At 29.5% G+C, this 24,537-nt stretch carries 15 protein-coding genes; 12 read left to right on the forward strand and 3 right to left on the reverse strand.

Annotated elements, in window-relative coordinates; all coding sequences use genetic code 11:
- The first annotated feature begins 116 nt into the window (after positions 1–116).
- The 6 genes from DY168_RS04330 to DY168_RS04355 all read left to right on the forward strand — a co-directional run bounded on the left by DY168_RS04330 (position 117) and on the right by DY168_RS04355 (position 9,038).
- Positions 117–1,841, forward strand: coding sequence for an ABC transporter ATP-binding protein (locus tag DY168_RS04330; RefSeq protein WP_115640646.1), 1,725 nt, complete (start codon positions 117–119; stop codon positions 1,839–1,841).
- A complete protein-coding gene (locus DY168_RS04335) occupies positions 1,842–3,683 on the forward strand; it encodes an ABC transporter ATP-binding protein (protein ID WP_115640647.1) in 1,842 nt (613 codons plus the stop codon).
- 142 nt (positions 3,684–3,825) lie between these two features.
- Positions 3,826–4,029: a heavy-metal-associated domain-containing protein gene (locus tag DY168_RS04340; protein ID WP_029452653.1), complete on the forward strand. Its 204-nt coding sequence runs from the start codon at positions 3,826–3,828 to the stop codon at positions 4,027–4,029.
- A 1-nt stretch (position 4,030) separates the two neighbouring features.
- A complete protein-coding gene (locus DY168_RS04345; protein WP_115640648.1) occupies positions 4,031–4,966 on the forward strand; it encodes a metallophosphoesterase family protein in 936 nt (311 codons plus the stop codon).
- A 106-nt stretch (positions 4,967–5,072) separates the two neighbouring features.
- The gene (locus tag DY168_RS04350; protein ID WP_115640649.1) at positions 5,073–6,062 is read left to right on the forward strand and encodes an ornithine cyclodeaminase family protein; all 990 of its coding nucleotides are present in this window, start codon (positions 5,073–5,075) and stop codon (positions 6,060–6,062) included.
- A gap of 408 nt (positions 6,063–6,470) precedes the next feature.
- On the forward strand, positions 6,471–9,038 hold the full coding sequence (locus DY168_RS04355) for a Xaa-Pro dipeptidyl-peptidase (protein ID WP_115640650.1): 2,568 nt from the start codon (positions 6,471–6,473) through the stop codon (positions 9,036–9,038).
- Positions 9,039–9,235: 197 nt separating this feature from the next.
- On the opposite strand, the gene DY168_RS04360 is transcribed toward DY168_RS04355, so the two are convergent.
- Positions 9,236–10,969, reverse strand: coding sequence for a methyl-accepting chemotaxis protein (locus DY168_RS04360; protein WP_115640651.1), 1,734 nt, complete (start codon positions 10,967–10,969; stop codon positions 9,236–9,238).
- A 537-nt stretch (positions 10,970–11,506) separates the two neighbouring features.
- Between DY168_RS04360 and DY168_RS04365 the strand changes: the two genes are divergently transcribed.
- A complete protein-coding gene (locus DY168_RS04365; RefSeq protein WP_115640652.1) occupies positions 11,507–12,778 on the forward strand; it encodes a M14 family metallopeptidase in 1,272 nt (423 codons plus the stop codon).
- 57 nt (positions 12,779–12,835) lie between these two features.
- Here the strand turns inward: DY168_RS04365 and DY168_RS04370 are convergent, their stop codons facing one another.
- The gene (locus DY168_RS04370; RefSeq protein WP_115640653.1) at positions 12,836–13,720 is read right to left on the reverse strand and encodes a putative RNA methyltransferase; all 885 of its coding nucleotides are present in this window, start codon (positions 13,718–13,720) and stop codon (positions 12,836–12,838) included.
- 275 nt (positions 13,721–13,995) lie between these two features.
- Positions 13,996–15,585: an ABC-F family ATP-binding cassette domain-containing protein gene (locus DY168_RS04375; protein WP_115640654.1), complete on the reverse strand. Its 1,590-nt coding sequence runs from the start codon at positions 15,583–15,585 to the stop codon at positions 13,996–13,998.
- A 283-nt stretch (positions 15,586–15,868) separates the two neighbouring features.
- On the opposite strand from DY168_RS04375, the gene DY168_RS04380 reads away from it, so the two are divergent.
- The 5 genes from DY168_RS04380 to DY168_RS04395 all read left to right on the forward strand — a co-directional run bounded on the left by DY168_RS04380 (position 15,869) and on the right by DY168_RS04395 (position 24,305).
- Positions 15,869–16,753 carry a DegV family protein gene (locus tag DY168_RS04380; RefSeq protein ID WP_115640655.1) on the forward strand — a complete coding sequence of 295 codons (885 nt, stop codon included), beginning with the start codon at positions 15,869–15,871 and terminating at the stop codon, positions 16,751–16,753.
- Between the two features lie 189 nt (positions 16,754–16,942).
- Positions 16,943–18,499, forward strand: coding sequence for an ABC-F family ATP-binding cassette domain-containing protein (locus DY168_RS04385; protein WP_115640656.1), 1,557 nt, complete (start codon positions 16,943–16,945; stop codon positions 18,497–18,499).
- A 234-nt stretch (positions 18,500–18,733) separates the two neighbouring features.
- Positions 18,734–21,508 (forward strand): TrlF family AAA-like ATPase, encoded by a 2,775-nt coding sequence (locus DY168_RS04390; RefSeq protein ID WP_115640657.1) that lies wholly within the window; start codon positions 18,734–18,736, stop codon positions 21,506–21,508.
- 310 nt (positions 21,509–21,818) lie between these two features.
- On the forward strand, positions 21,819–21,971 hold the full coding sequence (locus DY168_RS14620) for a hypothetical protein (RefSeq protein WP_172556264.1): 153 nt from the start codon (positions 21,819–21,821) through the stop codon (positions 21,969–21,971).
- Positions 21,972–22,118: 147 nt separating this feature from the next.
- Entirely contained in the window at positions 22,119–24,305 is a 2,187-nt protein-coding gene (locus tag DY168_RS04395; protein ID WP_115640658.1) for a Z1 domain-containing protein, read from the forward strand.
- Positions 24,306–24,537 lie beyond the last annotated feature (232 nt).

The following is a 24,537-nucleotide window of genomic DNA, read 5'->3' on the forward strand; positions in this document are numbered from 1 at the left end:
TTGTGTAAAATATATATAGGTCTATGATTTTGAAATATAAAAGAAATAAAAGGCAGTTAAAACCTGCCTTTTTCCTATTTAAACACATTATTAGTTAAATTTTGAGGTGTGATATAATGGATTATTTGAATAAGTATATAAAAAGGTATAAAAATAAGTATATGGTTGCATTTATATTTATAACTATTGAGACTCTTTGTGATCTTATGCAACCTACTATAATGTCCAAAGTTATAGATAAAGGGGTTGCAACAAGGGATATATCATTAGTTCTTAGTTTAGGAGGGCTAATGCTTTTTATAACAGCCATAGGTGCTTCCTGCGCAATAGCTCGGAATATTATTTCAAGCAATGTATCACAAAGGTTTGGTAGTGATCTTAGAGGTGACCTTTTTAAAAAGATACAAAGCTTTTCATTTCAAAATGTAGATAAATTTAAAACAGCGTCACTAATGACAAGGCTCACAAGTGATGTAAATCAAGTACAAACCTTTGCTCATGGAACAATGAGGATATTTGTGAAGGCACCTATACTGTGCGTCGGAAGTATAATAATGGCCATATTAATTAATCCATCTATGGCTTTTATACTGATAGGTATAGTTCCTATTATTACTGTATTCATATTTATAAATATGAAGGTTAGCTATCCTTTTTTTAAAAACATACAAAGAGCTTTAGATAAAGTAAATGGAGTAATGGGAGAGTATCTATCTGGGGTAAGGGTGGTAAAAGCTTTTAATAGATTCAATTACGAAAAGAAAAGATTTAAAGATGTAAATGGAGAGCTTACTGATGCTTCAATAAAGGGTATGAGGGTTATGTCAATTTTAAATCCTAGCATCACTTTAACCGTAAATTTAGGCATTGTTTTAGTTATTTGGTTTGGCGGAATAAACGTAAATAACGGAACTATGAAGGTAGGACAAATAATTGCATTTATAAATTATATGACACAAATATTATTTTCATTAATAATGATATCCCATGTATTTAACATGTTTATAAGAGCAAGGACATCATCAGAGCGTATAGGAGAGGTCTTTTCAGAGGAAGACAGCCTAATAGTTAAAGAAGATACCTTAACGCCAAAAGATACATATGAAAAAATAGAATTTAATAATGTATACTTTTCTTATGATAAAAACGGCGGGGATATTCTTAAAAGTATTACATTTACCTGTGATATTGGAGAAACCATAGGCATAATTGGAGCCACAGGATCTGGAAAAAGTAGCTTAGTTAATTTAATACCAAGATTTTATGATGTGAAATCAGGTTGCATAAAAGTAAATGGAGTGGATGTAAAGGATTTCGATTTAAAAGTTCTAAGAGAGATAATATCTATAGTTCCACAAAAAACAATACTTTTTACAGGAAGTATTTTAGATAATATAAGGTGGGGAAATGAAAATGCAAGTTTAGAAGAAGTGCAAATGGTAGCTAAAATCTCAAAAGCTGATGATTTTATAACTTCTTTTGAAAAAAGTTATGATACTATTTTAGGTCAGGGTGGAGTAAATCTTTCTGGAGGTCAAAAACAAAGAATTTCTATTGCAAGGGCCTTGATTAAACATCCAAACATACTTATTTTAGATGATTCTACTAGTGCGGTGGATTTAACTACTGAAAGAGAGATAAGAAAAGGGTTAAAGGAATACTCACAAAATATTATCTGTTTATTAATAGCTCAAAGAATTACTTCGGTTATGTCAGCAGATAAAATAATTGTATTAGATAATGGAGGTATGGTAGGTATAGGAACTCATGAAGAGCTAATGAAAAGCTCTGAAGTTTACAAAGGTATATATTATTCACAAATAGGAAGGGGGAGGAGATAAATGGAGAAAGATAAAAGGAGTGCTTCATATACAAGCCCCAATTCTAATATAACTTCTAGGAGCAGTTTCAAAAGAAACAGAGGCATGCAGCCAGTAGTTAAGCCAAAGAATTTTAAAGAAACTCTTATAAGGCTTTGGGAGTATTTTGGGAAAGAAAGAAAACTATTGATAGTAATATTTACACTTGTAATAATAAGTTCAGCTTTTGGACTTTTAGTTCCATATTTAATAGGGAAAACTGTAGATGCTTTAAATTTAGGGAAGCTTTATGTTGATTTTAAAACACTTAAGATAATAGCTATGGTGCTTATATTTACATATATTATGGATAGTATTATAACTCTATCTGAGGGTTTTATAATGGCTGGTATATCTCAAAGAATTGTATTTAGATTAAGAGAAGCACTTTTTGAAAAGCTTCAAAGTTTGCCTTTGATGTTTTTTGATACTCATACCCATGGAGAAATAATGAGTAGATTATCTAACGATATAGAAAACGTAAGTACTACCATATCTCAGTCTATAATTCAATTAATGTCAAGTTTCATAAATATTATAGGTGCTTTTACTATGATGATTATATTAAGTCCTCTTCTTACTGTTGCAAGTATGGTGACATTACCTTTGGTTTTATTTATGACAAATAGTATAGCAAAAAGAACCAAGGTATTATTCAAAGAGCAGCAGGTGGTTTTAGGTAAATTAAACGGTCATATTGAAGAGTCTATATCTGGAATTCATGTGGTAAAGGCCTTTAATAGAGAAGATAAGATAATTGAAGAGTTTGATGACTTAAATTCAAATTTATGCGAAGTAGGAATAAAGGCTCAGGTATGGTCTGGTTATATAATGCCCTTAATGAATGTTATTAATAATATTGGATTTGCAGCAGTAGCAGCTATAGGTGGAGTACTTGCGGTAATGGATTTAATTACCGTTGGAATAATAGCAAGTTTTATTAGCTATTCAAGGCAATTTGCAAGGCCTTTAAATGATTTAGCAAGTATATTTAATACGTTTCAATCTGCTGTAGCAGGTGCAGAAAGGGTGTTTGAAACTTTAGATGAAAAAGAAGAGCCAAAAGATATAAAAAATTCAAAGGTATTAAATAATGTAAGAGGAGAGGTTGAGTTTAAAAATGTCACCTTTGGATATAATGAAGACTCTTATGTACTTAAGGATATAAGTTTTAATGTGAAAAGGGGAGAAAATGTTGCCTTAGTTGGACCTACAGGGGCTGGTAAGACAACTATAGTTAATTTACTTACTGGATTTTATAATATTTCAAAGGGTCAAATATTAATAGATGGGAAATGTATTAAAAAATACACTAAAGAAAGTTTAAGGAAAGCCTTTGGAATAGTACTTCAAGATAGTTATCTTTTTTCAGGTACTATAAAAGAAAATATTAGATATGGAAATTTAAATGCTACGAATGAGGAAGTAGAAAGTGCGGCTAAGCTAGCTAATGCAGATGCTTTTATAACTAAATTACCTAAAGAATATAATACAATTATTTCAGAAGGTGGAGTAAGCTTAAGTCAAGGAGAAAAACAACTGTTATCTATTGCTAGAGCTATTTTATCTGATCCGTCAATATTAGTATTAGATGAGGCCACAAGCAGTGTAGACACACGTACAGAACTTAAGATACAAGAAGCTTTGTTAGGTGTTATGAAAGATAGAACAAGTTTTATAATAGCTCATAGATTAAGTACTATAAAGGATGCAGATAAAATTATGGTAATTGATAATGGAAGCATAATGGAGATGGGTACCCATGAAGAATTAATAAAAGAGAAGGGGTATTATTATAAACTTTATGATAGCCAGTTTAATTAATAAAAAGGTGAAGTAACTACTGAAATTCTTTAAATCTTTTGGGATTTAAAAGGTATATATAAATATGTAATAGTTATTACATAAAATCCTTTGTATTTGATAATAATATGCTTAAGCTATTAAATATAAAGGAGGAATTTTTATGAAGAAGATTCAATATGAAGTGTCAGGGGTCATGAACTCAGAAGGTAAGACTAAAATTAAAAACTCATTAGATAAAATACAAGGTGTGCAAGAGGTTCAAGTTGATGCTGGAACAGGAAAGGTAAAAGTCCAATATAATGAACCTGCAACTAAGGGAGCAATAAAGAGTTCAATTTTAAAACAAGGATTTACATTAAGTTAAATTGAAACAAAAGGTTTTTATATTTATATTAGGGTTAATAGGACTTAACTTTATACTACATAGTAATGTTTTTGCTATCAAGGAGAAAGAGAAATATTCTATACCAAATCTTCAGATAGGTGTTATAAGCGATGTGCATATTGGTGATAAAAAAGAAAAAGATATGTTTACAAGAGCTTTAAATGATTACAAAAACATAGCTCCAAACCTTAAAGTATTAGCTATGGTAGGAGATATTACAAACAATGGGTTAGAATTTCAGTATGATGAGTTTATGTATCTATTAAACAAGAACCTAGATTCAAATATAGAAAGAGTCATTTCTATTGGTAACCATGAATATTATGAAAGAGGAGTTTTTCCAGAGTCTAAAGTTACAGATAAAGAACTAAGTGATAGATTTGTTAAAAAAACAGGTATGCCTTCCCTTTATTATGATAAATGGATAGAAGGATATCACTTTATAACTTTAGGTGGTGAAGAGTCTATGATTTCAGATATGGCTAATGGAGATACCCCAATAATATCTGAAACTCAATACAGATGGCTTAAAAAGGTATTAGAAGTTCATGATAAAGATAATAAACCTATATTTATATTTTTGCATCAACCAATTTACAATACCGTATATGGTAGCTGTGAATCTGGGGAATTAAAGGATGAAAAGCTAATGGAAATATTAAAAGGGTATCCACAAAGTATACTCTTTTCAGGACATTCACACTATATATTAAATCATCCAAAATCAATTTACGAAGATGGATTTACTATGGTGAACACATCTTCAATAGCTTACACTTGCTCAGAAAAAGGCGAGGAAGATAGTAAATATTCACAAGGATTATTATTAAACATATATGGTGATAGAGTTGAAATAAAGTCTAGAGAATTCACTAATAATACGTGGATAAATACCAATGTTATAAAAAACAAATAAAGATAAAATAAGAAGTACCTGTAAGTATATTGACAAAGTAGTTGTCATACCATATAATGGATGCACCTCGGAAAGGTGCATCCAAAAAAATACAGGGAGTGATTTAATGTTAATTTTGACTAAAGAAGATATAAAAAAGGTATTTACTATGAAAGATGCTATTGAGGCAGATAAAGAAGCTTTAAAGATATATTCAAAAGGAGAAAGTGTAGTGCCTTTAAGGGTTAATATAGATATACCAAAATATGAAGGTCAGAGTTTGTTTATGCCAGCCTATGCAGAGGGGATTGATGCTACTGGAATAAAGATAGTATCTATATTTCCTAAAAATATTGAAATGGGAAAGCCTTCAACCCCAGCTCAAATGATTTTACTTGATGGAAAGACGGGAGAGGTTTCAGCTATAATGGATGGAACTTATTTAACTCAATTAAGAACTGGAGCGGTTCAAGGAGCAGCTACAGATATTCTAGCTACAAAAGATGCTAAGATTGCAGTGCTTTTTGGAACAGGAGGTCAGGCATCTGCTCAGCTAGAGGCAATGATTTGTGTAAGAGATTTAGATGAAGTTAGAGTTTTTGATATAAATGAGTCTAGAGCAGAGGAATTCGTAGAAGATATGAAAGTAAAGTTAGCTAAGTATAATACAAGAATAATAGCTGTAAAGGATGGTAATGAAGCTATAAAAGATGCAGATATTATAACTACAGTTACAACCTCTAAAAGGCCAGTTTTTAATGGAAGTTTAGTAAAAAAGGGCGCTCATGTTAATGGAGTTGGAGCCTATACACCTAAGATGCAAGAATTAGATGAAGGTTTAATAAAAAAGGCAGATAAGATATATTTCGATACAAAAAAAGGAGTTCTTGCAGAGGCAGGGGATTTTATAATACCAATGGAAAAAGGAATTATATCAAACAAAGATTTTAACGGTGAATTAGGACAAGTTATATTAGGTGAAATATTAGGACGAGAAAATGATGATGAAATCACGCTCTTTAAAACTGTTGGAATTGGTGTATTAGATCTAGTTACTGCACATAGAATATATGAAAAGGCAATAAAAAGTAATGTAGGAACCAATATAGAAATATAGAAATATAGAAATAAAAATATATAACAATATAAAACCCAGTGTAAAAGCTACCTTTATTATATAAATGATAAAGGTAGTTTTTATATGTTTATATAGCTATCTTAAAATGAGAAAACATCAAACATCACTAAATATACATATTACTTACTGTTTAAACCTTTGTAAGTTTAAATTTACTTAAATGAAATCCTTTAAATCAAATCCCTTGAATCAAATGGAACATTAATGTAATAATTTATGATATAATTACACTTTAAACATTTTAATTATATATAAAGTAGGAAGGTGAGACAGATTTGATTTAAAATTGAGAGCACTATAAAATTATGCATGAATGCGCAAGACAAAAATTAAAAAGGCTAATAACTAATTAAAAGGATAGCCGCACATTTATTAGGGGGAAAGTTCATGAAGAAGATTATATCTATTATATTAACGTTAACATTTGTATTTTGTACAACCACAGTTACATACGCAACAAATAGTGGTAATTCATCTGAAATTATCAGTGAAGAAATGACTGCTATGAATAATCTAGGTTTGATTAAAGAAGTAACAGCTAAATACGCATTAGAACAACCAACGAGAGTTGAGGTTGCAACTATAATTTTAAGATTGAGTGGATTGGAAGAGAAAGCAAAATCATTTATAGGAGAAGAAAACTTTTTGGATTATGAATCTGTAAACTCAGTAGAGGAGAAAAATATACTTGCATATATAAAAGCAAATCCAAAATCTTGTTTAATGGACATTGATGAAAATAACTTCAATCCCAATAAGGCAATAGATGAGCAGGATTTCTACAAGATTGCTCTTAAGTTACTTGGATATGAACAAGGAAGTGATTATACAGATGAAAATGTAATGAAATTTGCAACATCTATTGGTCTTAAGGCTTCAGGAAAAGATAAGTTTACAAATGATAGACTTGCAAAAGCACTTAATGATTGCTTAAAGTCTAAAACAAAAAAACATCGTGAATATTTTGAAGTATTATTAGAATCAGGATTTATGATGGATTTTAATAAAGACAAAGAGGTGCCAGAAATACTTGTATTTGATGGAAAGCCTCAACCGATATTTAAACATGATGATGCTATATATGAAAAGGTATATGTAGAATCACCACAAGATACAGATCTTGATAAAAAACGTGATTTAATTGAGGCGTGGATAAAGCGTCCTATTGAAACTGAAAAAGGAATGAAAGTACCAGTAATATTTGAGGTAAGTCCTTACAGACCTGTAACCAACGATGACCTATATATTACTCATAATGTAGATGAAGATTTAACTATAAGTCCTGAAAATAATATAAAATATGAGGATATAAAATATATACCAGAGGAAAAGGCAGTTGTGCCGCCAAGAAAGATTACAAGTAAGGCTAAAAATGCAAAAGTTGAACCTTTTGAGTTTGGTGGATGGTATAATTATTTTATACCCAGAGGATATGCAGTAGTATTTTCTGGCGGAATAGGAACCTTGGGATCTGAAGGCCTTGTAAGTACAGGATCAGTGGATGAAACAATATCAACTGTTGCTGTAATAGATTGGTTAAATGGTAGAGCTAAAGCATTTACAAATAAAACTGATAACATTGAAGTAGCTGCAGATTGGTGTACGGGAAATGTAGGAATGTCAGGGCGTTCATATAGAGGTACATTAGCTATAGCTGCTGCAACAACAGGAGTAGAAGGCTTAAAAACAATAGTTCCTGAAGCATCAATAAGTAACTGGTATGACTATTATAGAGCAAATGGATTAGCAGCTCCAGCTTTAGGTTGGCAGGGAGATGATGCAGATTTGCTTGCAACATACTGTATGAGTAGAATGCAAGATCCTAAAGATTATCCAAAAGTAGAGAAGCTATTTGAAAAAAATATGAATCAAATGAGAAGTAATCAAGACCGAGTTACCGGAGATTATAATAAGTTTTGGGATGAACGTAATTATCTAAATAATGCTAGCAAGATAAAGGCAAGTGTATTTATTGTTCATGGTCTTAGTGATTGGAATGTAAGAAGTAAGCAATTTGATATGTTATGGAAAGAACTTGAAAAGTACAATGTGCCACGCAAAATTATATTGCATCAAGGTGAGCATATAAGTATAAATAATTTAGAAGGAATAGATTATAATGATATAATGAGCAAATGGTTTGCTTATTGGCTTTATGATATAGATAATAATGTAATGGACGATGTACCAACAGCTACTATACAAAACAATACAAGTCTTGAGTGGGAGAAGTTTAATAATTGGCCAGTAAAATCACAAGGTGTTAAATTTTATCTTGATAATGATGGTAAAACTGGTATGTTAAAATCCACCCCAACAAAAAAAGATTTAAAAGAAGCATTTGCTGATGACTTAGAATTAGCACAGTTTAATAGAGAAAGACCAGATCTTAGTAAATGGCTAGATACAATAGTTAAAAAGCCTGAAGAAATAAGACCGGATAGATTATCATATCTAAGTGATGCGATTACTGAAGATACAAGAATAAGTGGAACCATAAATGTTTCAATAAAAGCATCCATAGATCAACCTACTGCTAATATAAGTGCAATGCTTGTTGATTATGGATCTGAATATAGAAATACAATAGAAACAGAAGTTATATATCCTAAAGGAATAATATATGGTGGTAATGCAGGATCAGATGATGTAGTAAACTTTATAAAGGATACCAAAAAGACAGATTATAAGGTGATTTCACGAGGATGGATGGATGCACAAAATCGTGTATCAAATTATCGCGTAGATACTATAAATCCAGGGGAAGAGTATACATTTAATTTAGATATGCAACCTATGGATTATACTGTTAAAGAGGGTCATAAAATAGGGTTAATAATACTATCTACAGATGCAGAGAATACTATAAGACCTTTCAAAACTACAAATTTCATGTTTAATACAAGTGAAAGCTTTGTAGAAATTCCAATAGTTAATGGTGTTAAAAAGAAATAAAAGAAGTAAATGAAACTTAATCCTAAAAAAAGAATGGACCACCTTAAGGTGACCCATTCTTTTTTTAGTAATGCTAATTATTAAGTAACTTTATGTCATACAAATATGATGTAGAAGTAATATTGGTATCAGTAAGGTTTTATAAATATATTAATATTGAAATTATGAAATGGGTAGATATCAAAAATTATATTTTCTTATACTTTAAACTTAGAAATACTATCGCTTAGTACTTTAGCTTCCTTATTTAAAGATTCGGACATAACTTTAAATTCTTCTGATGAAGCCATTTGCTCTTCAGTTACTGCAGCTAAACTCATAGCGTTTGAATCTATTACTTTTGATACTTCATCTATTTCATTCATATTTTCATTTATATTTGAAATTCTTGATACTATATTACCGGCTGAATTTTTGATTTCGACTATTTTACTTTCTATATCTGAATTAGAATTTTTTATTATTTCGAAGGTATTACTGACATTATCGGTATATACTTTACCCTCTTTTGTCATAGTAACACTAGTAGAAATAGCTTGCAGAACATTATTAGTTTGTTGATTCATAGTGTTAATTATATCTACTACTTCACTAGCGGCTACATTTGATTCTACAGCAAGCTTTCTAACTTCATCAGCTACAACTGCAAATCCACGTCCATCTTCACCAGCTCTTGCAGCTTCTATTGCCGCATTCAATGCAAGAAGATTAGTTTGTTCTGCAATACCTGATATTGTTGTTAATATACCTTGTATTTTGTTAATACTTTGAGCCAATTCCATAATAACTGAATTTACATTATTAATACTACTTTCAATGTTATTAATTTTACTTTTAGTATCTTTAATTACTACTGTACCAATATTAGTATTTTCTAATGTTTTAAATGCAATTTTAGTAGTGTCGTTTATTTGAGTAAATATATATTGTATGTCAAGATCCAATTTAACTAAGACTTCTTTTATATTTTGTGTTTTCATGGTTTGATCAGTTGAAATTAATGAAATTTCATTTGTAGATACCGTTAGCTCTTCAGAAGCACTTGATGAATCTGATGAACTTTCTAAAATACTTTGAGCAGTTTCAGTAACGTTTTTAGAAGATGTTTTAATTTTATCTATCATATCTCTTAATGAATCAGTAGTTTTACTTAAAGCTATATTAATATTACCTATTTCATCATTTCTAGAAATGTCAATAGGTAAGGTTAAATCTCCTTCAGAAATGGTGTTTATTGATTTTATTAAAATATCCATTGGCTTGAACATAAATTTTAAAACAATATAATTAATAATTATAGCAATTAGGATTAAAGCAATAGTAATTAAAATTATCATCATAGTTAATTTACTCATTTTTTCAGCAAGTTCTGTCTCTTGATAATCATATTCCATTACTCCAACTACTTTATTAGAAGAATTAAATATTGGAACAAAAGCTGATATGTAATTTTTTTTAAATGTTTCTACATAATATCGTTCGCTAGTATATGATTTACCTGTATCAAAAGCCAACTTTGCTTCTTTAGAAAAGTCAGTCTTTATTTGTTTATAGCCTATATCAACATCTGCATCGCTTCCGTCAATTATGTAAGTATAATTGTTTGATTCGTTGTTTGCAATTGTGTATAACATACCATTTCCAATATTATTATTTAAATGTTGAAGTTTTTTTCTTGTATCAATATAGGATTTATCATCTGCATTTAAGGAATTAGAAAGTTCTTCAAATTTATCTCCGTCTATCAACATAGTAGCTGATTTTGCAATATTTAAAGCTTGTCCTTTCAATAGAGTTATAGTGTGTGAATACATATTATTATAAAATAAATACCCCATGGAAAAGCTTGATAAAATTATTATTAATGTGGTTATTAAAGTTATTTTAGATTTAAGTGATAAAGAAACAATTGACGCCTTTTTAGTTTTCAATATGAGTCATCCTTTCATAAACACAGTTGCATGTCCTTGAGATGTCTTAAATAAATATCCTAATATAAGTTTTAGGCAAGTATATACATAAAAACATTATATAGTTAATAATGTAATGTTTTTCATAATTTATTTCCAACATAACAAAGACCTCCCTCATCCGAAATCTGGATAAGAAAAGTGCTCTTTATAAAATATTAAGTTATATGCATCTAGTTACTTTTAAAGTGCTTTTTTAAATTTTATACCGTAATTCTACATCATGTGTATTTTAATATAATATTTATATATTGTCAAACTTATTGTAAAATTCTAATTTAGAAATCATTGTATTTTATTGTGATACTTGAATTTAAAATAACATGAAATTTAATACCATTTCCATATTTAAGGATTTTATATGTTGTAGTCCTCTAAGAAGAGTTTGAAGCATAGAATGAGTATTATTAATGATTCTAATTATTAAAAGATTCTAGTATAGATTAAATATATATTAAATTAGATTAACTTATAGAAATAATAATTAGGGGTGTTATAGTGGAAGTTTTAAAGATGGGATCTAGAGGAGCTAATGTAATGAAAATACAAGCTGTTTTAAAAAAGATAGGTTATGGTATAGGTGGTTTAGATGGAATATTTGGAAATGAGACAAGAAGTGCGGTTATAAGGTTTCAACAAAACAATGGTTTAACTGTAAATGGGGTTATAGGAGAAGAAACCTATGAAATACTAAATAAGTTTTTGCTAGGATATGAAGATTACATTTTAAGGGAAGGGGACAATATATATGATATAGCAAGGACACATTACACTACCATAAATAAAATAATCACGGCAAATCCAAGGGTGGATATAAAAAAAATATCTATAGGTGAAAGTATAGTAGTACCTTTTGGCATAGATGTAGTAGATACAAATATAGATTATACTTATGAAATTATGGAAAGGGACATAGTAGGATTAAAAGCTAGGTATCCTTTTATTGAAGGAGGGGTTTTAGGAAAGAGTGTACTTCAAAAAAACCTATATTACATTAAGCTTGGAAATGGTCCAAATGAAGTGTTTTATAATGCGGCTCATCATTCTCTAGAGTGGATTACATCAACCCTTCTTATGAAATTTATTGAGGAGTTTTCAAAGGCTTACTCAGAGGATGGGATTATAAATGGATATAGGATAAAGGACATCTTTAGTAAAAGCACCATTTATATAGTGCCTATGGTAAATCCAGATGGGGTGGATCTAGTTATTGATGGATTAAAGAGAGACAATCCATATTATTCAAATCTTATTCAATGGAATAAAGGAAATAGTGACTTTTCTAAAGACTGGCAGGCTAATATTAGGGGGGTGGATTTGAATCATAATTATGATGCTTCTTGGGCTTTATCTAAGCAAGCAGAGGTAATCTACGGAATTTATGGTCCTGGTCCTACTAGGTACTCAGGAACCTATCCAGAATCAGAACCGGAAACTAAGGCTTTAGCAGACTTTACAAGAGCACATAGTTTTAGACTTGTAATAGCATATCATACACAAGGAGAGGTAATATACTGGAAGTATCTAAAGATAATACCTAATGACTCAAGAAAGATTGCTGAGATGTTTTCAAAATCTAGTGGATATATATTATCAGAAACTACTGGAATAGTTTCTTATGCAGGATATAAAGATTGGTTTATAGAAAGTTTTGTAAGACCGGGATATACTATAGAAGTTGGAAAGGGGAAGAATCCATTACCTATATCACAGTTTGACAAAATATATAGAGATAATATAGAAGTTCTTCTTTTAGCAGCAATTGTTTAAATATATATAAGTCATATATTTATAGTATATATAAAGAAAAAATAAAACCCTTCGATTTTATTTTTTCTTTCCTATTAGTATTAATAAGTCTACAGTTATATTCTGGATGTTCAGGTTTAAAGCATCCTGGATCTTATTGTCAGTTACATTCCAAGAAAGAGGAGTCATTTTTATAAGATGTTTAAAAAGTGATGAATCTAAAGAAACAGTATAATTTACTTTTTCTGTAGCCACTATATTAAAATTATTAGAAAAATGATTTATGACTCTTTCATTTGAATATTGCTCTTTATCTGTATTATTATATAAAACGCTTCTAAGTTCTAAAAGATAATCACTCCCTGGTATAACTTTTACAAGAAACCCAGAAGAACTTAAAAGTCTATTAAATTCTGAGTAATTAGAAGGGGAAAGTATGCTAAGAATTATATCGAAAGCATTATCTCTAAAAGGCATCTTTGATAGATCGGATACGCTCCATATGGCATCTTGATACTCTCTTGAAGCTATATGAATTCCTTCTTTAGATATATCAATACCTACACCTTTAAAATTAGACTTTGAATTAACATTTGTATTAGATAATATGTCTTTTAAATGGGATCCCTCTCCACATCCAGCATCTAACATTTGTATATTCCTTTTATTAAAAGGCTCCATAGTTTTAATGATTAAATCACTAACAGATTTAGTCATTGGATAAAAAAAGCCACTTTTGCATAAGGTATTTCTAGATTCTAACATTTCTTTACCATATTCACTTTTTACCGAATGAGGTAATAAGTTTATATAACCATTTTTGGACAAGTCAAAACAATGATTTTTTTTGCAAATTAAACTATTAGACTGAAAAGAAACATTCATAGGACCTTGACATAAGGGACAAGAAAATATATTTTCACTTTTCCTTATTAAACTTTTTGCTAAATCAAATTTTTTCACTTTATTCTCCTTAATTTTAACTACGTCTATGCGAAATTCTACTACCTCTTAGGTAGTGAGATGAATATGATATTATTATAAATAACTTGATACTACTTACAATAACTACATTTGTATAATTATTATAACATTTATTAATTTAAAACGGAATATAATTAGTAGTACCTATAACTGTTTTAATAGGAAAAGCCTTTCAATAAGCTTATTGAAAGGCTTTTATGTGCTTATAGGTTATTTTAAAATAGATAAGTATAATTAAAACTTATTTTAAGATACTAACTATTTTTATATTCTAAGAATTCATCATAACTCATCTTTTTATCTATGATGCCGTTATCTGTAATTTCAATAATTCTATTAGCTATAGTTTGTGTAAACTGATGATCATGTGAAGCGAAAAGTATATTTCCCTTAAAATCAATTAAACCATTATTTAAAGCAGTAATTGATTCTAAGTCAAGATGGTTTGTAGGTTCATCTAAAATAAGAAGATTACCACTACTAAGCATCATTTTTGAAAGCATACATCTTACCTTTTCTCCACCGGATAATACATTTACTTGTTTTAATGGTTCTTCACCAGAGAAAAGCATTCTACCTAAAAATCCTCTTAAGTAGCTTTCAGCCTTATCATCAGAAAATTGTCTTAACCAATCTACAAGATTAAGTTCTACATCATTAAAGTATTCTGAATTATCACCTGGGAAGTATGCTTTAGTTATAGTCACACCCCACTTAAATTCACCACTATCAGGCTCCATTTCTCCATTTAAAATTTTAAATAGAGTAGTTTTAGCTATATCATTTGGTCCTGTAAAAGCTATCTTATCATCTTTTGAAACTATAAAATTAACCTTATCTAAAACTTTTACTCCGTTTATAGTTTTGCTTAAGTCTTTAACCATAAGTATATCATTACCAGGTTCTCTCTCTGCTTTAAAACCAACAAAAGGATATCTTCTTGAAGATGGTTCTATTTCATCAAAAGTAATCTTTTCTAATGACTTTTTACGGGAAGTTGCTTGCTTAGACTTTGAAGCATTAGCGCTAAAACGGGTAATAAATTCTTGAAGTTCTTTAACCTTTTGCTCTTTTTTCTTGTTTTGATCTTTGGACATTTGAAGTAATAATTGACTAGATTCATACCAAAAGTCGTAGTTTCCAGCAAAAAGTTTTATCTTTCCAAAGTCAACGTCAGCCATATGAGTACATACTTTATTTAAGAAGTATCTATCATGGGATACTACAATCACAGTACCATCAAAGTTTATCAAAAACTCCTCTAACCAATTAATAGATGTTGCATCTAAGTTGTTAGTAGGCTCATCTAGGATTAGAACTCCAGGCTTTCCAAAAAGTGCTTGGGCAAGAAGAACCTTAACTTTTTCTCCACCTGAAAGTTCAGATACATTTTTATCATGTAAATCTGTTGAAACACCAAGTCCTTGCAATATAGAGGAGGCATCTGATTCAGATTCCCATCCGTTTAATTCAGCAAACTCACCTTCAAGCTCTGAAGCTTTTATACCATCAGCATCAGTAAAGTCAGTTTTTGCATAAATTTCGTCTTTTTCCTTCATTATAGAGTAAAGTCTAGCATTACCCATAATTACTGTTTCAAGTACATTATAATTATCATAATGATAATGATCTTGTTTCAAAACAGACATTCTAACACCAGGTGCAATAGTTACATCTCCAGTGTTTGCTTCGATTTCTCCTGAGAGTACTTTCAAAAAGGTACTTTTACCAGCTCCGTTTGCACCTATAACACCATAACAGTTTCCAGGAACAAATTTAATGTTTACATCTTCAAATAGTTTCTTATCGCCATATCTTAAACTTAAATTAGTTACATTTATCACTCAATTTACCATCCTTTTAATTAAATATTCGTATTTAGTCTCACTGCGAAATTATAACATAAATATATATTTCTTGCACCCTTATTATTGTAGTTATTTTAAAATTGAATTATTAAATAAATTATAACATATATATATATATATAGGATATATGGTTAATGACTTTACTTTATTAATGTTAAAGACGATAACTTTTAATAAGCTCTGTAGATTTATGTTGAATTTTGACGAACAATATGATAGCATTACGCTATTATATTGAGTAAAAGAGAGGAGATATTTAATGAAAGATTTTGAAATATTTACCGACTCATGTTGTGATTTGCCTATAGCATATATTGAAGAAAAGAAAATTAAGTTTGCAAGACTTACTTGTAGTTATAATGATAAACAGTATTTTGACGATTTAGGACAAGATTTATCTCCAAAGAGGTTTTTTGAAGATTTAAGGAATGGTTCAGTTCCACTTACATCACAACCTAGTGCAGATGAGTTTTATAATAAATTTAAAAGTATTATAGATGAAGATAAAGATATTTTATATATTTGCGTTTCTACAGGATTAAGTGGTACTGAAAATAGTGCAACTGTAGCTAAACATATGATTATTGATGAATATCCAAATTCAAATATATCAATTGTAAATGTTCTAACGGCTTCACTTGGACAGGGACTTATGGTTATGAAGGCTATTGAAATGAAGGAAAATGGAAGTTCATTTGAAGAAATAATAAATTATATAGAAACAAAGAAACAAAATATGAATTCCTACATGACGGTAGATGATCTACGTCATTTAAGAAGAGGTGGAAGATTATCTTCTGCAGCTGCAGTCCTTGGGATAATGCTTCATATTAAACCTATACTTACTATAAATGGTGAAGGCAGAGTTATGCCTATTATAAAAGTAAAGGGTAGAAAAACTTCTATTAAAAAGTTAGTTGAAATTATAGTAGAGAGAATAGAAGATCCAGAAAATCAAGTAATAGCTATATCCCACGGCGATTGCATTGATGAGGCTTTAGCCCTTAAAGAAGGCATACTTAAAGAGTTAAAAGTAAAAGATGTAATAATTAATTTTACAGGCCCGGCAGTTGGAACTCATGGGGGCCCTGGGAATCTTGCATTATTCTTCATGGGCAAGGAAAGACAAAATCATATTATATAAAAATTATAAATTACACTTCTAAAAATTCTTTCACTGTGATAAAATTATTTTGGCTTAGCATAAGAAATTTGAAAGAATAATAGTCTAAGGTGTAGAATGACTATTAAACTTGAAAGGTTTTTTAGAATTTAATAAAATAAATTATTTTGCTAAGATTTTTGAATAAATTTGTTAGGTAGGAGAAATTAGATGAGTATATTAACAGTTAAAGACGTTAGTCATGGTTTTGGAGATAGAGTTATATTTGAGGATATTTCCTTTAGGTTATTAAAAGGCGAGCATATAGGACTTGTAGGTGCTAATGGAGAAGGTAAATCCACATTTATGAATATAATAACAGGAAAGCTACCACCAGATGAAGGTAGTGTAGAGTGGTCAAATAGAGTAAGAGTTGGATATATGGATCAGCATGCATATTTAGAAAAAGATAGGACGATAAAAGACGTTTTAAGAGATGCTTTTAAGTATTTATTTGACTTAGAAGAGGAAATGCTTAAAGTAACAGATAAAATGGCAGAAGCATCACCAGAGGAACTTGAAAAGCTACTAGAAGATATGGGGAATATCCAAGATGTATTAGATAATAGTGGATTTTATCTTATAGATTCAAAGGTAGAAGAAATAGCAGCTGGACTTGGACTTAAGGATGTAGGACTTGATAAAGATGTAACGGAGCTTAGTGGTGGTCAAAGAACCAAAGTATTACTTGCAAAGTTACTTTTAGAAAAGCCTGATATATTGCTATTAGATGAGCCTACCAACTATTTAGATGAGCAACATATAGAATGGTTGAAAAGGTATCTATTAAATTATGAAAATGCATTTGTGCTTATATCCCATGATATTCCTTTCTTGAATAGTGTGATAAATGTTATTTATCACATGGAACATAGAAAGTTAACTAGATATGTAGGGGATTATAATGAATTTCAAAGAATATATGAAGTAAACAAACACCAATTAAAAGCAGCCTTTGAAAAGCAAAAGAAAGAAATAGAAAAATTAGAAGACTTTGTTTCTCGTAATAAAGCAAGAGCATCCACGGCGGGTCTTGCTCGTTCTAAGCAAAAAAAGTTAGAAAAGATAGATAAAATTGAACTCCCACCAGAAAAGGTAGATCCACAATTCAATTTTAAGCAAGCTAGGGCTTCAGGAAAGCTTATTTTTGAAACAAAGGATTTAGTTTTAGGGTATGATACTCCACTTTCTAAATCGGTTAATATAAAGATGGAAAGAGGCCAAAAAATAGCACTTATAGGAGCTAACGGACTTGGAAAAACAACTTTATTAAAAACCCTTATGGGACTTCAAAAATCTTATGCTGGAGAAGTAGAAGTTGGAGACTATCAGTATATAGGATACTTTGAGCAAGAGATGAAAGGAAAACTAGACAATACCTGTATAGAAGAAATCTGGCAGGAGTTTCCTGGATATACTCAATATCAAGTTAGAGCATCCTTAGCTAAATGTGGACTTACAACAAAACATATAGAAAGTAAGGTTATGGTATTAAGTGGGGGAGAGCAAGCTAAGGTAAGACTCTGTAAGATATTAAACAGAGAAAGCAATATACTTATATTAGACGAACCAACAAACCACTTAGACCCAGTAGCAAAGGAAGAACTTAAAAGAGCGCTTAAAGAGTATAAAGGCAGCATACTACTTGTATGCCATGAACCAGAATTTTATGCAGACGTAGTTAATGAAGTATGGAACTGTGAAGAGTGGACAACTAAAATAGTATAAGACAAGTTCTGAAATGCTTTATGTTAGGTATATTATAATTAAATAAAGTTATTAAAAGCACTTATTTCTTAAATGAAGTAGTGCTTTTTTTTAGTATTGAAACGTTAATATATTGTAACAAAGGAAGTGGTAAGGTTTGTAAGAGTTGGTAATTTTGAAAAATAATAATACACAAGTAAGTGGAATAATGTGTTACTATATTATAGATAATAATGTATTATGGAGGGGATAGAATTGGAAAGAGGTTCAGAATGGTCAAAATGGGATCTACATGTTCATACAGCATCTTCATATGATCATAAATATAAATCAGAAGACAGTAATCAAATTCTAGTCAATGCATGGAAGAAAGAAAAAATATCGTTAGTTGCAATTACTGATCACTTTTTAATTGATGCTGATAGGATATTAAAATTAAAAGAAATGGCTGATGATATTACTATTTTACCTGGAGTTGAATTAAGATGTGATAAGGGGACAGCAAATTTACATATAATACTAATTTTTTCCGATGATGATATACCGGGTTTAGCAAATAAGTTTATGGTAGTAATGAAAGATATGAAAGCGAAAGCTAAAGAGAGCGACGATACAATATATTGGGACTTTAATGATGTAATAGAGTTTGCTAAAGAAAATAAAGGTGTAGTTACAATCCATGCAGGAAAAAAAGATAAAGGTTTAGATGATGGAATATCTAATAAGCTCGAGACCAGCATAGCTATAAAACAGGAGATATCAGATAGTATAGATATTTTTGAAATGTCACGTAAGAAAGATTTAGATGACTATAACAGACATGTATTTACTAGAATAAAAAATAAGCCAATGATAATTTGTTCAGATAACCATGATCCAAGGGAATATAATATTAAAGAAAGTTTATGGGTTAAAGCTGAATTGAGTTATAATGGATTAGTTCAAGCGATTAAAGAACCGACATTAAGATTCTATATAGGGGATATACCGCATAAGTTAAAAGTTGTTGATGATAATAAAGAAAAGTTTATTGATAGTATTGAAATTAAAGGTATAGATGAAAATAAAAAATGGTTTAACCAAAATATAAAATTAAATAATGATTTAATAACTATTATAGGAAATAAGGGAAATGGTAAGAGTGCATTAGCAGATGTAATTGGACATGCAGGAAATACACAAAATTATAAGTATTTTTCATTTTTAGGGGAAGAAAGATTTAATCCAAAAGAGAATAGGCTAGGAATACAATATCTATCTGTTTTAAGGTGGAAAAATGGTTCTGAGGAAATTAAAAAGTTATATCCAATCGATAACTCAGATTATTTAGAAAAGGTTAAATGCTTGCCACAACAATATATAGAGAAAGTATGTAATGATTTAGAAAATGGATTTAATGATGAAATCGAAAGAATAATTTTTGATTATCTGCCCATTCAAGAAAGATTTGAAACTAACTCTTTAAAACAGCTTTTAGAATATTTAACGAAAACTTTAAACGAAGAGAAGTTAGGGTATTATACAAAGTTAGAAAGTTTAAATAGTAGTATTTGTGATATAGAAAAAGGTATAGAAAAATCAAATATACAAAAGTTAGAACTTAATATTAAGGATATTTCAGAGCAATTAAAAATAGAAATGGAAAACAGACCCAAAATATTGCCAAAACCTGAAAAAGGTAAGGTGCAAGAGACTGAACTAAATGAATTGAATGTGAAAATTGAGGGGTTAGAGAATCTAATAGAAATAAAAAAAACTGAATTGTTAAAACTAATAAGAAAGTCTCATACTATTAAGATAACTTTAGATAAGATTAAAAAAACTAAGATTGATTTTGAAAAGTGGTTAGAAAAGATTAATTTGGAATTGAAAGAAGAAGAAATAACTACTTTCATATCAGGTGAGGTTATAGCAAATTGTGAAGAAATAATTCAATTAAGCGAATCAATTAAACATAAAATAATTGATATAAAAAAGGAAATAAGTAAAGAAGAAGAAGATGGAGAAGATGGTGTTCTTATAAAAAGACTAAAAGAAGAGAAAGAAAAAATAAACAATATAATAATAACTTTATCTAAAGTAGATTTGGAATATCAAAAATCAGTACAAAAAGATATTAAGTGGAAACAAAAAGTAGATGATAAATCTAAAGAGTTAGAAAAAGTAAAAGAAAGAATGAGAATATTGATGGAAGACGTTCCCAAGAAACTAGATAAGTTATTTGAACAAAGAAAAGATATTGTAAAAGGTATATATATTTGCCAAGAAAAAATAGCAGATATTTATGAACAAAAATATTCGAATGTAAACGGTACCATAAATGATTTAGAAATAGATGATTTAGAAAAGCCTAAGATAGAAATAGAATTTAAAATTAACGTTGAGTTAATGGAACAGATGTTATTTAGATATATAAATCATAATGTAAAAAGTATATTTATGGGAAAAGAACAAGCTAAAAATAAATTACTTGAGATGATTCAAGGTCTTGATAGAACTAACTTTGAAAATATACATGATGTGCTTAATAAACTAGAAAAGAAATTGAGAGAAGGTACAGATAAAGTATTTAAAGATAAAAAAGAATTTTTAAATGAACTTTATAGCTTAAAGTATATGATGACAACATATAACCTAAAGCTAGGTGATAAGATGTTATCAAAACTTTCACCAGGTGAACGTGGATTAGTACTATTAATTTTCTATTTAGTACTTGATAAAGATCAACTTCCATTAATAATAGATCAGCCTGAAGATAATTTAGATAATCAATCAATATTTAATAAATTGGTGCCATACATTATTAAGGCAAAAGAGAGAAGACAAATTGTTATTGTAACACATAATCCTAATATAGCTATTGCATGTGATTCGGAACAAATAATATATAGTAAAATGGATAAGTCAGAAATGAAAATAACATATCATTCTGGAGCAATAGAAGAAAAATATATAAATGAATCTATAATAAATGTGCTTGAAGGGACTATGCCAGCATTCGACAAAAGAAGAGAAAGATATAAATTATAAAAGGAAGTAACTTTAGTATGCAGTGAAATATGGGATTAGAATTTAATGCTGTTTAAGAAGAGGTTTTAAAGATCAGTAATAATATTACACTTGAGTATAAAGATATATCTTTAAAATTAAAGGACAGATACCTATGTAGGTATTAAAAAATGACTACATTTTGAGATATTATCATCATAAAATCTCAAATAAAGATAACTAAAGAAAAGATAGATGTGCTAGATATACTTACTTGCAAAATTAAACTAACTTAACTAGAAGGACAATGGCTAATATTTTAATTGAAAGTTGTTGTTTAGGAAGTTTTAAAATGAATCATAGTAAGTTTATGAAAGAAACTTCTGTCATAATTAGAATAAGCTTAAGTATTTTTATTGTAGCGGGTATTAAGTATGAAAAGATAGGCGTGAATAATATACAGTACAAGAAGTGTTTAAAAATGATGAACTTTATGGATATTTAACAGAAGATATCATACCAATTGAAAGATGGGGAAAAGCGCTTTAAAGCATTAGATACAGATATTACAGCAGTACAAGCAAGTTCTTTTGAAGGATTTGTTGAGGATAATGTTTATATTTAAGAATCAGGTGTTGGGGAGAGGTAGGTAATGATAAAAGGAGAGTATTATACGAAAAAATACGAAGAAACAGGATATAGTGAAGAGCTGAAACAATGCATTGAAGAAGCATGTTCATATTGTATTGAAAACATTCAATCTAATTTAATGAGCGGAAATAGATATTATAAGGGAGATCATCCATTAATGCTTTTTGGTAAGATTCAAAGTGGTAAAACAAGAGCATTCACTGGATTAATGGCATTAGCATTTGATAATAACTTTGATTACGTCTTTATATTAACTAAAAATAGTAAAGCGCTTGTAGAGCAGACATATAAGAGGATGAGAAAAGAATTTAAGCATTTCATCAATGAAGATAAAATCGATGTTAATGATATTATGAAACTACAAGATGAGCTTACACCATATGAACTAGAAAAGAAATTAATTTTTATAGCTAAGAAGCAGAAAGATAATCTAGGTAGAATATGTGATTTTATTAATGACTATATGATTGATGGTACAAAGAATTGCTTGATAATAGATGATGAAGCGGATACAACAGGGATAGGATTTGAAAAAGAAAAAGATACTGATGAATTCAATTTAAGAACGGTTGCAGCAGAAGTTGATAATATAAGGGGAAGTTTAGATGGATATGTATTTGTACAGGTAACAGCAACACCTTATGCATTATATTTGCAACCAGATTTTGATACTACTGAAATAAAGCCTATAAAACCAAGAAAAACAGTACTTGTACCATCAGGAGCTGATTATATAGGCGGAGAGTATTATTTTATAAGAGCTAATGAAAGTGGAGATTCAGGAAATTATATTTTTGAAGAAGTTGATGATAATGAGCAAGAGATAGCATCAGCTCAAAAAACAGATGAAAGAAGGTTTAAAGAAGCAGAGATTTTGATAAGAGACGATAGGTTACCTACATTTAGACGAGGATTAATTAACTTTATTGTAGGTGGATGTGTGTTAAAGAAAAATGGAATAAATAAGAAGTATGCATATGTTTTGCACACTGCTACATCTGTTAATGCACACACTAGATTAGCAAATATAACTAAGATTTTAATAGAACAGATAAAAGAGTGTAAACCAGAACATGAAGAATATATAAATAAATTATTGGTTGAAAGCTACAATGATATTAAAAATTCAGTAGTAGCATTCAGTTACAATATGCCTTCGTTTGAGGAAGTAAAAAATGAATTTTTCAATGCTTTTAATAAAGGATATATAAAAATAAGTGTAATTAATAGTAAAGATGAGATTAGTAAATACTTAGATGAAGAAACAGGTGAATTAAAATTAAGAACTCCATTCTCTGTTTTTGTTGGTGGGCAAATATTAGATAGAGGTATAACAATCCCTAATATGATTGGATTTTATTATGGACGTAATCCTAAGACTATGCAACAAGATACTGTTATGCAACATTCTAGGATGTTCGGATATAGAGGGAAGGATTTATTATCAATAACACGTTTTTACACAACACGGAAGATATATGAGAGTATGATAAAAGTAACAGAAGTAGATAGTGCATTAAGGGAAGATATTGAAAATAAAAGGTTTGAGGAAGGGGTTTATTTCATTGAAAAGAACAAGGATAGCTCAAATACTGCAAAAATAATCCCTTGTTCACCAAGTAAAATTAGTGCATCTAATATTGCGTATCTAAAACCCTACTCAAGAATATTGCCAGTAGGATTTACTCCAAAATCTAAAGCAATTTCTAGTGAAGTTGTTAGAAAGGTGAATTGTATTTTAGATGGAGTAATTGATAGAAGTCAAAGAGAGGCCGTAAAAATCACCGTTGATTGTGCTGAAAAAATTTTAAGCGAGATATATACAAGTTTAAAGCCTGATAATGATACAAAAAGATTCATAACTGAAGATAGGATGGTATCAATTTTAAAGTATCTTTTAAAGGATAATAGACATTGTAATTTAATTGTAAGAAGAGATAGGGAGATGTCAAAGATAAGAGGAAACGGAACATATATTGATGCACCAGATAACGGTCAAGATGAAAGGGTAATAGCTAAGAAGGTATCAGACGATATACCAACATTGATATTATTACATGAAAAGGGAAATGAAGAGGATTGGAAATATAGAGAATTCTGGTGGCCTATAATTGTTGTACCTAAAAATTCATCAAGAACAATTTATTCATATCCAGAAGTTGGTGTAAGAGTTAAAAAGAAAAAATAACAGGTTTTTGAAAAAATATGATATATCTTAAATATATTAAATTTTAAAAAAAGATGTTGTATTTTTTCAGAAAAATGTATATAATATTAGTATACAGAGAAAAAGGTTGAGTATCTGCTTAATGATATTCAAATGAGCGCTAACACTCATTCCCCAGGGCAAGTCGATCTTGTACCCGAAGTTCCTTGAGGGGACAATTAAAATAATATTCAAGGCAATGTTAGCATTAAAT

Source organism: Clostridium putrefaciens (assembly GCF_900461105.1).
Classification (GTDB): Bacteria; Bacillota; Clostridia; order Clostridiales; family Clostridiaceae; genus Clostridium_L; species Clostridium_L putrefaciens.